The 12,395-nt window shown below is 72.2% G+C and carries 11 protein-coding genes; 4 read left to right on the top strand and 7 right to left on the bottom strand.

The features are described 5' to 3' along the window. Nucleotides 1–72: 72 nt before the first annotated feature. Genes FB453_RS09500 through FB453_RS09490 form a run of 3 tightly spaced genes read right to left on the bottom strand, consistent with a single transcriptional unit; the run spans nucleotide 73 to nucleotide 2,930 of the window. On the bottom strand, nucleotides 73–1,416 hold the full coding sequence (locus FB453_RS09500) for a M16 family metallopeptidase (protein ID WP_145789228.1): 1,344 nt from the start codon (nucleotides 1,414–1,416) through the stop codon (nucleotides 73–75). A 55-nt stretch (nucleotides 1,417–1,471) separates the two neighbouring features. Continuing rightward, nucleotides 1,472–2,782: a M16 family metallopeptidase gene (locus FB453_RS09495; protein WP_091406156.1), complete on the bottom strand. Its 1,311-nt coding sequence runs from the start codon at nucleotides 2,780–2,782 to the stop codon at nucleotides 1,472–1,474. A gap of 10 nt (nucleotides 2,783–2,792) precedes the next feature. After that, entirely contained in the window at nucleotides 2,793–2,930 is a 138-nt protein-coding gene (locus FB453_RS09490; protein WP_346265194.1) for a hypothetical protein, read from the bottom strand. 195 nt (nucleotides 2,931–3,125) lie between these two features. Here FB453_RS09490 and FB453_RS09485 point away from each other — a divergent pair, with 195 nt between their 5' ends. The 4 genes from FB453_RS09485 to FB453_RS09470 are packed head-to-tail and all read left to right on the top strand — an operon-like array spanning nucleotide 3,126 to nucleotide 6,300. Next, complete coding sequence (locus tag FB453_RS09485; protein ID WP_112600949.1) at nucleotides 3,126–4,190, top strand: ABC transporter substrate-binding protein; 1,065 nt, start codon at nucleotides 3,126–3,128, stop codon at nucleotides 4,188–4,190. Beyond that, nucleotides 4,187–4,966: an ABC transporter ATP-binding protein gene (locus FB453_RS09480; protein WP_112698544.1), complete on the top strand. Its 780-nt coding sequence runs from the start codon at nucleotides 4,187–4,189 to the stop codon at nucleotides 4,964–4,966. The genes FB453_RS09485 and FB453_RS09480 overlap by 4 nt, the downstream gene beginning before the upstream one ends. Beyond that, a complete protein-coding gene (locus tag FB453_RS09475) occupies nucleotides 4,956–5,840 on the top strand; it encodes an ABC transporter permease (protein ID WP_145789226.1) in 885 nt (294 codons plus the stop codon). The genes FB453_RS09480 and FB453_RS09475 overlap by 11 nt, the downstream gene beginning before the upstream one ends. A 1-nt stretch (nucleotide 5,841) precedes the next feature. Beyond that, a complete protein-coding gene (locus tag FB453_RS09470) occupies nucleotides 5,842–6,300 on the top strand; it encodes an RrF2 family transcriptional regulator (RefSeq protein WP_145789224.1) in 459 nt (152 codons plus the stop codon). A 214-nt stretch (nucleotides 6,301–6,514) separates the two neighbouring features. Here the strand turns inward: FB453_RS09470 and FB453_RS09465 are convergent, their stop codons facing one another. The 4 genes from FB453_RS09465 to FB453_RS09450 form a co-directional block, all read right to left on the bottom strand. Next, the gene (locus FB453_RS09465) at nucleotides 6,515–6,715 is read right to left on the bottom strand and encodes a hypothetical protein (RefSeq protein WP_112583796.1); all 201 of its coding nucleotides are present in this window, start codon (nucleotides 6,713–6,715) and stop codon (nucleotides 6,515–6,517) included. Between the two features lie 244 nt (nucleotides 6,716–6,959). Further along, entirely contained in the window at nucleotides 6,960–8,273 is a 1,314-nt protein-coding gene (locus tag FB453_RS09460; RefSeq protein WP_145789222.1) for a DEAD/DEAH box helicase, read from the bottom strand. A 228-nt stretch (nucleotides 8,274–8,501) separates the two neighbouring features. Continuing rightward, the gene (cspE, locus tag FB453_RS09455) at nucleotides 8,502–8,705 is read right to left on the bottom strand and encodes a transcription antiterminator/RNA stability regulator CspE (protein WP_007464836.1); all 204 of its coding nucleotides are present in this window, start codon (nucleotides 8,703–8,705) and stop codon (nucleotides 8,502–8,504) included. Nucleotides 8,706–8,931: 226 nt separating this feature from the next. Continuing rightward, nucleotides 8,932–12,357 (bottom strand): ATP-dependent DNA helicase, encoded by a 3,426-nt coding sequence (locus FB453_RS09450; protein ID WP_145789220.1) that lies wholly within the window; start codon nucleotides 12,355–12,357, stop codon nucleotides 8,932–8,934. Between the last annotated feature and the right edge of the window lie 38 nt (nucleotides 12,358–12,395).

Raw genomic sequence — 12,395 nt, 5'->3', positions numbered from 1 at the left:
GCGCTCCGCTTCGCTGCACGCCGCCGTGAGACGGCCCGCTGCTGAACCCCATGGCCCGCTCGCTCCGCTCGCTCACGCCTCGTGCTCGGTCTGAACCGTGGTCAGCGCGGCCAGCCCCGGGTTGACCCGCTCCGCGTCGCCGAGCACCACGATCGCCGCCCGAGCCGGGGCCAGATAGCGCGCCGCCGCCTGCGCGACGTCGTCGATGCTCGCCTTCGCCAACCTCGCGGCGTACTCGGCGAGGAAGTCCAGGCGCAGACCGTTGCCGGCGTACGCGCTGGTCAACGCCGCCAACCCGGCCTGGGTGGACATGCCGAGCTGGAGGGTGCCCAGGGCGTACTGCCGGGCCTGCTCCAACTCCTCGGGCTTCGGTGGGAGCGACGCCAACCGACCCAGTTCGTACGTCGTCTCCAGCAGCGCCGGGCCGGTGACCTCGGTGGCCACGTCGGCGGCGGCGACCAGCACCGACCCCGCGACGGAATGCTCGATCACCGAGTGCGGGCCGTAGGTGTAGCCCTTGTCCTCGCGGATGTTCTCCACCCACCGGGAGGAGAAGTAGCCGCCGAAGATCAGGTTGGCCAGTTGCAGCGGGGCGTGGTCCGGGTCGGTGCGCGACACCGCCGGCAGCGCGATCCGCAGCGAGGACTGCACCGAGCCCGGCCGGTCGACCAGCAGCAGCGGCCCCGGCTCCAGCGGCGGGGTTACCGGAAGCTCGGCCACGCGCCCGGCACCCGACCAGCCGCCGAGCGCCCGCTCGGCCGCGTCCAGTGCCTTCTCCGGCTGCACGTCACCGACCAGCACCAACTGCGCGCCGGTCGGGTGGACCCGCTCCGAGTGCAGGGTACGCAGCGCCGCCGGTCGGACGGCACGGATCTGGTCGGGCTCCGGCGTCTGCGTCGCGTACGGGTGCCGGCCGTAGATCCGCTTGAGCAGCGCCTCCCGGGCCAGGTGCGAAGGCTGGCTCTGCGCCACCTGGATCCGGTCAACCAGCCGGTCCCGTTCGGTGGCCACCTCGTCACCGGGGTAGCTGGCGCCGGTCAGCACCTCGGCCAGCAGCTCCAGCATCCGGTCCAGACCGGTGACCAGGCCGGCGCCGGAGAGCATCAGCCGGTCCGGGTCGACGCCCGCGGAGAGTCCGCCGCCCACCTTCTGCAACTCGGCGGCGATCTGCACGCTGGTCATCGACTCGGTGCCGGAGAGCATGGTCTGCGAGAGCATCGCGCCGCGGGCCAGGTGGACCCGCCCGAACGGCACCCAGAGCCGCAGTTCGACAAGGGGTACGGCGGGCCGGCGTACGGCGATCACGGTGAGCCCGTTGCGCAGTCTGCGCTCGGCCTGCTTGGGCACCTTGAGCTTGCGGGTCGGCCCGAGCGGCGGCAGCGTACGCGGGCCGGCAGGAGCTGTAGCGATACTCACTGTGTCACCTTCGTTCGCGACTGCGGGGCTCGCAAAACCGGCTCACTCCTCGCGCTCACCGAACGCCTCCGGCGATGACCTCGATGGCGGCCCGGCGCTCCGGGCGCAGGGTGGCCGCGGCGGCCCGGACCTGCTCCTCGGTGACCTCGCCGACCAGCCGGGGCAGTTCGTTGAGCAGACCCGGTTCGCCGCGTTGCTGCTCCAGCACGGCCATCCGCAGCGCCCGACCGAGCACCGCGTCGGTGTCCCGCAGCAGGTGGGTCGCCATCCGGGCCTGGGTGCGGGCCAGCTCACCGTCGGTCAGCCCGTCGGTGGCCAGCCGGTCCAGTTCCTCGTCGATGGTGCGCAGCACCTTGTCCACATCGCCACCGGGCGGCAGGTGCGCCTGCAACAGCAGCGCGGTGGGGTCGCGGACGTCGAACGGGTCGCCCATGAAACCGAGGTATCCGCCGAGGCTGGTCACCGTGCGGTCCCGCTGCACCAGCCGTTCGACCAGCCGCGATGCGTCGCCGTCGGTGAGCACCTCGGCCAGCACCACGTACGGCAGGTAGCCAGCGAAGTCGGTGACCGGGTCGGGCACGCGCCAGGCGCCGGCCACCGCCGGCAGCGGCGCCAGGGCATCGGTGTACGAGGTGCGCCGCTCGGCGCTCAGGTCGGGCTCGGTGAAGTCGGGCCGTTGCGGTGCCGGCCGGGCCGGCACGTCGCCGAAGTGCCGGGTGACCAGCTCGGTCGCCTCGGCCACGTCGATGTCGCCGCTGACGGCCAGCACGGCATTGCCGCTGGCGTAGTAGCGGCGGAAGAAGTCCGCGGCGTCGGCGACGGTCGCCGACTCCAGGTCGTCGAAGGAGCCGTAACCGTCGTGGGCGTTCGGGAAGGTGTCGAACATGACCGGCGGCAGAGTGAGCCAGGGGAAGCCGCCGTACGGCCGGTTGAGGACGTTGACCCGGATCTCCTCCTTGACCACGTCGACCTGGTTGCGCAGGTTCTCCTCGGTCAGCCGGGGGCCGCGCATCCGGTCCGCCTCCAGGAACAGCGCGCGCTCCAGCGCGTTGCTCGGGAGCGTCTCGAAGTAGTCGGTGTAGTCCAGGTGGGTGGAGCCGTTGAAGGTGCCACCCGCGCCCTGCACGTGCCGGAAGTGGGCCAGCTTCTCCAGGTTCTCCGAGCCCTGGAACATCAGGTGCTCGAAGAGGTGGGCGAAGCCGGTACGCCCCTCCGGCTCCGAGCGGATGCCGACGTCGTAGACCACCGCCACCCCGATCACCGGGGCACTGCGATCGGGGGTGAGCACCACCCGCAGGCCGTTGTCGAGGGTGAACCGCTCGACCGGATACTTCGTCGCTGGAATTCTGGATCTCCGCGCCGCCACGGAGTCGACCCTAGCGCGTCGACACCTCCGCCACCCGCGACCTTCCCGGAGCCGCCGCGACCGGGGCCGTCACCAGGGGCAGCACCTCGGCGCCGACCCGCTCGGCCTCCTCACGGTGCGGCCAGCCGGAGAGGATGAACTCGTCCACGCCGAGCGCGGCGTACTCGTCGATGCGGGCCGCGACCTCGGCGTTGACCGGATGGCGATTACCCTAGCAAGCTGATAGGAAATACCGACATAACTGAGACGCGCCATCCCGCCATGTGGATGGGTCTTGACGCTGGCCGCAGCCTGGCCCACTCTTCCTACCAACTAAGTAGGAATACTGTGGATTGGATGAACGATGAGACGCCTCCCCTTGCGCCGGTTGGTCACCCTGGCCACCCTCGCCGCCCTCGGCGCGGCGACCCTGGGCAGCACCGCCGCGTGCGGCGACGACAGCGAGGGCGCGGGCGGCAGCTCCGGCCCGGTGACGCTGCGCCTCGGCTACTTCCCCAACATCACCCACGCGCCGGCGGTCGTCGGCGTGGAGAAGGGCATCTTCGCGGAGAAGCTCGGCACCAACGTCAAGCTGGACCCGAAGACCTTCAACGCCGGCCCGGCCGCCATCGAGGCCGTCTTCTCCGGCGCGCTGGACGCCACCTACATCGGTCCGAACCCGACGGTGAACGCCTTCTCCAAGTCCAAGGGCGAGGCCGTCCGGGTCATCTCCGGCGCGGCCTCCGGCGGCGTGGCGCTGGTCGTCAAGCCCGGCATCACCGGCGCGCAGGACCTGAAGGGCAAGAAGATCGCCACCCCGCAGTTGGGCAACACCCAGGACGTGGCGGTCCGTTACTGGCTCAAGCAGCAGGGCCTCACCACCACCAAGGAGGGCGGCGGCGACGTCAAGATCGTGCCGCAGGAGAACGCCCAGACCATCGAGACATTCAACAGCGGCGCGATCGACGGCGCCTGGGTGCCCGAGCCGTTCGTCTCCCGCCTGGTCAACGCCGGCGGCAAGGTTCTGGTCGACGAGCGCGACCTGTGGCCGGACAAGAAGTTCGTCATCACCAACCTGCTGGTGAGCACGAAGTTCCTCAAGGCGCACCCGGACGTGGTGCAGAGGCTGGTCGACGGTCAGGTGGCAGCCAACGAGTTCGTCAACACCAAGCCGGACGAGGCGCAGCAGGCCATCTCCGACGCGATCGGCAAGATCACCGGCAAGCCGCTGGACCTGAAGCTGATCAAGCAGGCGTGGCCGACGTTGGAGTTCACGAACGACCCGATCTCGTCCTCCCTGAAGGCAGGGCTCGACCACGCCGTCGACGTGGACCTGACCGAGCCGGTGGACCTCAAGGGCCTGTACGACCTGAAGTACCTCAACAACGCGCTCAAGGCGCAGGGCAAGGCCGAGGTCGTCCAGCCATGACGTCGACCACGACGACGCCGCAGAGCGCGACCACCGCGGTCGCGCTCTCCGGCGTGACCAAGGTGTACGGGCGCGGGGCGAACGCGGTCCTGGCCCTGGACGGTGTGTCGCTGAACGTCGCGCCCGGCGAGTTCGTCTGCCTGGTCGGCGCGTCCGGCTGCGGCAAGAGCACCCTGCTCAACCTGGTGGCCGGGCTGGACCGGGTCAGCGGTGGGCAGATCACGCTGGCCGGCGACGCCAACCCGGGCCTGATGTTCCAGGAGCCGGCGCTCTTTCCGTGGCTGACCGTCGACGCCAATGTGGAGGTGCCGCTCAAGCTGCGTCGGCTCCCCCGCGCCCAACGCCGCGAGCGGGTGGCCGAGCTGCTGCGGACGGTGCACCTTGCCGACTTCGGCCGTAAGCGCCCACACGAGCTCTCCGGCGGAATGCGGCAGCGGGTCGCGCTCGCCCGCACGTTGGCCCTGGACACTCCGGTGCTGCTGATGGACGAGCCGTTCGGCGCGCTGGACGCGATGACCCGGGACATCCTGCACGACGAGCTGGAACGGATCTGGTCCGAGCGCAAACTCTCGGTGCTCTTCGTGACGCACAACGTCCGCGAGGCGGCCCGGCTGGCCGACCGGATCATCCTGCTCTCCAGCCGACCCGGCCGGATCATCTACTCCACCGAGGTGAACATCCCGCGCCCTCGCCGGATCGACTCCCCCGAGGTCGCCGCCATCGCCGCAGAGGTCACCGAGCGGCTCCGTACGGAGGTGGGCCGCCATGGCCAGTGACACCCTCACCAGTTCGGCGCGTACCGACGCGGAGATCACCGGCCTCGACGCGCTGGAGATCGCGGGTCGGGACAAGGAGGTCTCCCGGGGCGCCCGGATCTGGGCCGCCACCTGGCCCAAGCTCGCCGCCCTGGCCATCGCCATCGGGATCTGGCAGGCCGTGGTCTGGACCGGGTGGAAGGACCCGTGGGCCCTGCCTGGCCCGGGGCCGGTCTTCGCCGACCTCGCCGACTACTTCCTGAGTTCAGCGCTCTGGGACGGGCTGGCCACCACGGCACGGCGTGCGGTGATCGGCTTTGCCGCCGCAGTGGCCGTCGGGCTGCTGCTCGGCCTCGGCGTCTCGCGGTCGAAGGTGCTCCGGGCCGCCATCGGGTCCATGATCACGGCGCTGCAGACGATGCCGTCGATTGCCTGGTTCCCCCTGGCGATCCTGCTGTTCGAACTCAGCGAACAGGCGATCTTCTTCGTGGTGGTGCTCGGCGCAGCGCCGTCCATCGCCAACGGTGTCATCCATGGCGTGGACTACGTCCCGCCGCTGCTGCAGCGCGCCGGCCGCAACCTGGGTGCCCGAGGTCTGAACCTGTACCGGTACGTCATCGCGCCAGCCGCGCTGCCCGCGATCGTCGCCGGCCTCAAGCAGGGCTGGGCCTTCGCGTGGCGCAGTCTGATGGCCGGTGAATTGCTCGTGGTCATCGCCGCGCGAACGTCGATCGGCGCTCAGCTCACCTACGCCAGGGATTTCTCGGACGCGGAACGGCTGATGGCCATCATGATCGTCATCCTGGTCGTCGGGCTTCTCGTAGACACCGCGTTCGGCGCTGCGGACAAGGCGATCCGGCGCCGCTGGGGCGTACTGGACCAGGCTGGTCAGTGACGTGTTCGTCTCCGCGCGCAGCGACTACGCGCTCCGGGCGATGCTCGCCGTCGCCGCCGCCGGTGGTGGCGGCGACGGCGACCGGGCCGGCGAGTTGGTGAAGGCGGCCAGCCTGGCCGAGGTGCAGGACATCCCGCTCAGCTTCCTGCAGGGCATCCTGCTCGACCTGCGCCGGGCCGGTCTGCTGCACAGCCATCGCGGCGCCGACGGCGGGTACGCGCTGACCCGCCCAGCGGACGAGATCACCGTCGGAGACGTGCTGCGTGCGGTCGGCGGCTCGCTCACCACGGTGCGCGGTCTGCCGGCCGAGCGGGCCGGCTATCACGGAGTGGCCGCAGGGCTCACCGACGTCTGGCTGGCGGTGCACGGGGCGATCGCCACTGTGGTCGACAGCACCACCCTGGCCGACCTGCTCACCCACGCCCCGAGTGCGGTCAGCACCGACGCACCGCTCGCATGATCGCGCTCGATCATTGATGTAGTGGCCTCGCCCGCCTGGTGAGGGGCCTACTTCCTGGATCGAGCGCGACCTTGGGCTGGTGCGTCGTGCTCGTGCGCACCGAGGAGGGTGCGAAGGCGATGTGGTCGGGCCGGTGCCCCGCCGACCCGACCACACCTCGTACCGATCCTGACCGGGCCTGCCCCTCCGCCGGCACCGGTAGGCCGGTCGCTGCTCAGCCCACGTGTGCGGTCGTCGGGCCGAGGCCCGGGTCGCCAGGACTGTGCAGCTCCACCAGACCGGCGGGAGCGTTACCCGCCGGGGTGGCATGCCAGGGCGCGAAGGCTGCAACCATGGCGAGCAACAACCCGGCGAGCGCGACCGCGACCACCAGGATCAGTTCACGCAGTGCGCCCGAGCCGGCTTCGCCCGCCATGGTCACCCCTCCCGTGCCGGGCCCCCCGCCCGACTTCCCCCGTCGGTCAGCCTCAACCACGACCGGCCGGGGCGCAGTCGGCCAGCCGACCCAGCAGAGGCTGATTACCGACTCAGCAGAGGGGCCACCCGGCGCGGCCGGCTGGCCGGTCGGGCCGCACGGACAGCCGACCGGCCCGGAACACCGCGCAGACAAAACCGACCCGCCCCACCGAAGCGGGACGGGTCGGTCGACGCGCAGAAGATCAGACGGTACGGGGGCGGCGCGGGCGACGGGACCGGCCCGACGCGCGGTGCGCCGGACGGGCGCCCCCATCGGCGGACGCACCACCGGAGGTACGGGCCCGAGAGGCCGGCGCCGGCGGAGCGACGATCGTCACCGGCACACCGGACGGCTCGCGAGCACCGGTGACCCGGGCCAGCGCCCCGTCACCCGGGCGCACCTGGACCGACTCGGGCCGGATACCGGCGATGGCCATCAGCCGGGACATGTCCCGGCGCTGCTCCGGCAGGACCAGGGTGACCACGGAACCGGACTCGCCGGCCCGGGCGGTACGGCCGCCCCGGTGCAGGTAGTCCTTCGCCTCGGTCGGCGGGTCCACGTTGACCACCATGTCCAGGCCGTCCACGTGGATGCCACGGGCCGCCACGTCGGTGGCGACCAGAGCGGTCACCTGACCGTTGCGGAACTGCTCCAGGATGCGGGTGCGCTGCGGCTGGGACTTGCCGCCGTGCAGCGCGGCCGCGCGTACCCCCTTGGAGAGCAACTGGCGGGCGAGCCGGTCGGCGCGGTGCTTGGTACCCATGAACAGGATGGTGCGGCCCTCACGGGCGGCGATCCGGGTCAGCGCGTCGGGCTTGTCCAGCGCGTCGACGTGCAGCACGTGGTGGGTCATCGCGGTGACGGTGGCCGTGCCCGGGTCCACCGAGTGGGTCACCGGGTTGCTCAGGAAGCGGCGGACCAGCCGGTCCACACCGCCATCCAGGGTGGCGGAGAACAGCATCCGCTGCCCCTGCGGCGCGACCTGCTCCAGCAGCTTGGTGACCTGCGGCAGGAAGCCCATGTCGGCCATCTGGTCGGCCTCGTCCAGCACGGTGATCTCGACCTGGTCGAGTCGGGCGTCGCCACGGTTGATCAGGTCGTGCAGCCGGCCGGGGGTCGCGACGACCACCTCGGCGCCGGCGCGCAGAGCGTCCGCCTGCCGCTGCAACGACAGGCCGCCGACGACTGTGGCGCAGCGCAGCCCGACAGCGCGGGCGTACGGGGCCAGCGCGGTGGTGACCTGCTGGGCCAGCTCACGGGTCGGCACGAGCACCAGGGCCAGCGGGCGACCCGGCCGGGCCTTACGGCCGGCGGTGCGCGACAGCAGCGGAAGCCCGAAGGCGAGGGTCTTGCCGGAGCCGGTACGACCCCGGCCCAGCACGTCCCGGCCGGCGAGCGAGTCGGGCAGCGTCGCCGTCTGGATCGGGAACGGCTCGGTGATGCCCTGCGCGGTCAGCGCGGTGAGCAGCGCCGGCGCCAGACCGGTATGAGCGAAAGAAGGAATAACTGTGGTCATGCGGAAACGAGCCTTCCTCGACGCGGAACGTGTCGAGGGAGGGCGCCGAAGTCGGCGCTGTCAACCGGCGGCCAAAGGCAGCCAGGACTCACAAGCACGAACCGATTGGAGTACGGGCCGGCCCGCCGCCGGGCCGCCGCCTGCTTACGCAGGTCGACGGCGGAGCGGGCCGGTCCCGTCACCGTCACACCCGGAGGGCGCGACAGGTAATGCTGACCGATCCGAAGATCAGAGCGGGCGGATGTTCTCCGCCTGCGGGCCCTTCTGGCCCTGGGTCACCTCGAACTCGACCCGCTGGTTCTCGTCCAGGCTCCGGTAGCCGGAGGACTGGATCGCCGAGAAGTGGGCGAAGACGTCAGCGCCGCCGCCGTCGGGGGTGATGAAGCCGAAGCCCTTGTCAGCGTTGAACCACTTCACGGTGCCAATAGCCATGTGTTTCGTCTCCTTGACGGAACGTCGGACGCGCACTTGTTGCGTGCCCGAAGAGGAGCGCTCCGCGCGGGGATGCGCGAATCGCCTGTCGCTTCTGGTCGCCCCGCCCGGAGAACTCCGGACACAACAAAGAGCGCCTGGGGCCACAATCCCGCCAGGCGCACACAGAGTCTCTGGTAACCAAAACTGCAACCCGGTCAACCTACCACGGTTTTCCCCGCCATGGTCAATGTTGGGCAGAATCTTCGGGCAACTGGGCGATCATGGCCGTGAGGCCGGTCACATCCAGCAGGTCGGCGGGCCGGACGGTCACCCCGTGGCGGACGTAGTGGAACGCCGCGCCCACCCGGTCGACCGGCACGCCGGCCAACTCCGCCCAGGCCAGCCGGTACACCGCCAGTTGCACGGCGGCCACGTCGGCCGCCGGCCCGGTGGGCTGCGCGCCGGTCTTCCAGTCGACCACGTCGAACCGGCCACCCGGCCGGGCGAAGACCGCGTCCATCCGGCCCCGCACCACCACTCCGGCGATCACCGTGGCGAAGGGCACCTCCACCTCCACCGGTGACCGGTCGGCCCACTCGCTGGCCAGGAACCGCTCCTGAAGTTCGACCAGCGCCTCGTCGGGTGCGGCATCGGCGTCGGCCGCGCCGGGCAGCTCGTCCAGGTCCAACAGGCGGTCGGCGCCGAAGCGCTGCTCCAACCAGGCGTGGAAGGCGGTGCCTCGACGGGCATACGGGTTGGGTTCGGCCGGCACCGGGCGACGCAGCGTACGGGCCAGCGCCGCCGGATCGCGCCGCAGCGCGACCAGCTGGGTGACGCTCAGCGCCCCGGGCAGCGCCACCTCGACCGCACCGGAGAGCCGGGTCAGCTCGGCGCGCTCCGCCAACAGCAGATCCGCCTCGCGCTGCCAGCGCGCCACCTCCGGATCAACCTCCGGCTCGGCCGGCTCGGCCGTCGATCCGAGCGGCGTGACCGGCCCGGGGAGCACCGGCCCGACCGGCCCGGGGAGCGTCGCCGCCGGACCGTCGGCCATCAGGCGACGCACCAGCCCCGCCGCCTCGGCCAACGCCGGCCGGCGACCGCCCAGCGGGTCGGCCGGCCACTCGGCGCGGAGCACCACCTCGGCCGTGGGGTTCGTCGCGTCGGGAGTCGGCTCCGGCGCCCACGCGTCGATCAGGTGCCCCGGCCCGCCGTCGAGGCAGGCGTCGTACACCTCACGCAGGAAGACCGACGGACCTCGCGGTCGCTTCGTGCCCTCCCCCCACCAGTAACCGGAGCAGAGCAGCAGCCGGCGTGGCCGGGTGACCGCCACGTACGTCAGACGGCGTTCCTCCCGCTCGTCGTGGGCCCGCCACGCGTCGGTGAAGTCGGTCACCGCCCGCGCCACGGCCCGCTGGTCCCCCGCCTCGTCGAGCGCCAACTCGGGCAGCCCGTCGGCGTCGCCGCGCAGCGGGAACGGCAGCACGCCCAGCCCACCCAGCCAGTGGTCGGAGTTGCGGACCGGCCCCGGCCACAGCCCACGACTGAGCCCGGCCACCGCCACGACGTCCCACTCCAGGCCCTTGGCGGCGTGCGCGGTGACCACCTGCACCGCGCCCTCCACCACCTCGACCTCGCCCGGCGCCAGACCGCGCTCCTCGTCCTCGGCGGCGGCCAGGTAGGACAGGAACCCGGACAGGGTCGCGCCGGGCGTCTCCCCGCTGAACCGGGCCGCCACGTCGCCGAGCGCATCCAGATGGCCCCGGGCCAGGCCCGCGTCGCCGGCGCCGTCCCGGCCGGCCCGCACCGCGACCTCCACGTCCAGGCCGATGGTCCGCTCGATGTCCGCGATGAGGTCCGGCAGCGCCTGATCCAGCCGGTAGCGCAGCAGCGCCAACTCCCGGCCGTACGCGCGCAGCCGCGCGAACCCCTCCGCCGAGTACGCCTGTGCCGGCCCGAGGTCGGCCAACGCCTCCACCAGGGTCGCCTCGTCCAACAGGTCGGGGCTGATCTCCGAGGCCTCGTCGGCGGCGACCTGTCGCCGGGCGTTCGCGATGGCCCGGGCCCGCCGGTGCAACGCCACCAGGTCACGTGGCCCGATCCGCCAACGGGCGCCGGTGAGCAACCGCAGCAGCGCGGCGCCATCGGTCGGGTCGGCCAGGACCCGCAGCGTGCAGACCACGTCGCGTACCTCGGGGGTGTCCAGCAGGCCGCCCAGCCCGACCACCTCGACCGGTAGGCCACGCTCACGCAGCGCCGACTCGATCGCCGGGATCTGGCTGCGCACCCGGACCAGCACGGCGGTCGTCGGACGGCGGTCCACCGGGATGTGTTCCGGGGCCGCGCCCGGCATGCCGGCCGCCCCCCGCCAGGCGGCGAGCACGCTGTCGGCGATCCAGTCGGCCTCGTCGGCGTACGTGGTCAGCATCGCGCAGTGCACAGTGCCGCCGGCCGCCCCGCCCGGACTGCGGTGCGGGATCGGGTCCCGGACGGTCAGCGCGGAGCGCAGCTCCGGCACCCGGGCACCCGCCGCCCGCAGCGGGGTGGAGAGCGCGTTCGCCACCCGGAGGATCTCCGGGCGGTTGCGCCAACTCGTGGTGAGCCCCAGCGCCGGGGCCGGCTCACCGTTGGCGCGGGCGAACTCGGTGGGGAACCGGTCCAGGGTGCCCGCGCTGGCCCCCCGCCAGCCGTAGATCGACTGGCACGGGTCGCCCACCGCGGTCACCGGGTGCCCGCCACCGAACAGCGCGTTGAGCAGCACCACCTGGGCGTGGCTGGTGTCCTGGTACTCGTCGAGAAGCACCACCCGGAAGCGGTCCCGCTCGATCACGCCGACCCCCGGGTGGTCCCGGGCCACCCGGGCCGCCCGGGCGAGCTGGTCGGCGAAGTCCATCGCCTCGAAGTCCTCCTTGCGCCGGGCGTACGCCCGCACCAGCGGCAACAGGCGCAACCGGGTCTGCTGGAGGGTGAGCGCCTTGCGCACGTCGGCGTACACCCGACCCGGCCGGGACTGCACCTCGGCGAAGAACCGACCGGTCCAGGCCGCCAGGTCGTCCGGCGCGACCAGATGCTCGTCCAGCTCCCCGGCCAGCGCCAGAACCGCGTCGGTGATGGTGCTCGGCATCCGGTCCACCTCGGACATGTCGCCGTCGTAGTTGCGCACCAACAGGTCGACCAACTGCCAGCGGGACGCCTCGGTGAGCAGCCGGGTGGACGGCTCGTAGCCGGCCCGCAGCCCGTGCTCGGTGACGATCCGCCCCGCGTACGAGTGGTAGGTGGAGACGGTGGGCTCACCCGCGAGCGGATCGCCCAGCGGATCCCGTCCCTGCCGGCCGAGTCGCCGGATCAGCTGGTCGAGCCGGGTCCGTACCCGATGGGCCAGCTCGCCGGCCGCCTTGCGGGTGAAGGTCAGCCCGAGGATCTGCTCCGGCCGCACGTACGAGTTGGCCACCAGCCAGACCACCCGGGCGGCCATCGTCTCGGTCTTGCCCGACCCGGCACCCGCGACCACCAGCAGCGGCTCCACCGGGGCGGCGATGATCGCGGCCTGCTCCCGCGTGGGCGCCGGCAACCGCAGCAGCTTGGCCAGCTCCACCGGTGTGTACCGGGGGCCGGAGTCCGCGAGTCGGGGTGTCGGCGCGGGGCCCGCGCCGAACAGGGTGGGCTGACTCACCGTGCCGTCTCGGTTCCCAACACCGGCGCACTCCTCGC

This window comes from Micromonospora sp. CNZ322 (assembly GCF_007827755.1).
Note: the sequence above shows the minus strand (reverse complement) of the source record. Positions and strands in the feature narration are given on the sequence as shown.

What these genes read in the sequence shown, in the direction of transcription:
- FB453_RS09475 (WP_145789226.1), top strand. Translation starts at nt 4,956, where the DNA reads ATGGCCAGTGACACCCTCACCAGTTCGGCGCGTACCGACGCGGAGATC.
- FB453_RS09460 (WP_145789222.1), bottom strand. Translation starts at nt 8,273, where the DNA reads ATGACCACAGTTATTCCTTCTTTCGCTCATACCGGTCTGGCGCCGGCG.
- FB453_RS09485 (WP_112600949.1), top strand. Translation starts at nt 3,126, where the DNA reads ATGAGACGCCTCCCCTTGCGCCGGTTGGTCACCCTGGCCACCCTCGCC.
- cspE (WP_007464836.1), bottom strand. Translation starts at nt 8,705, where the DNA reads ATGGCTATTGGCACCGTGAAGTGGTTCAACGCTGACAAGGGCTTCGGC.
- FB453_RS09465 (WP_112583796.1), bottom strand. Translation starts at nt 6,715, where the DNA reads ATGGCGGGCGAAGCCGGCTCGGGCGCACTGCGTGAACTGATCCTGGTG.
- FB453_RS09480 (WP_112698544.1), top strand. Translation starts at nt 4,187, where the DNA reads ATGACGTCGACCACGACGACGCCGCAGAGCGCGACCACCGCGGTCGCG.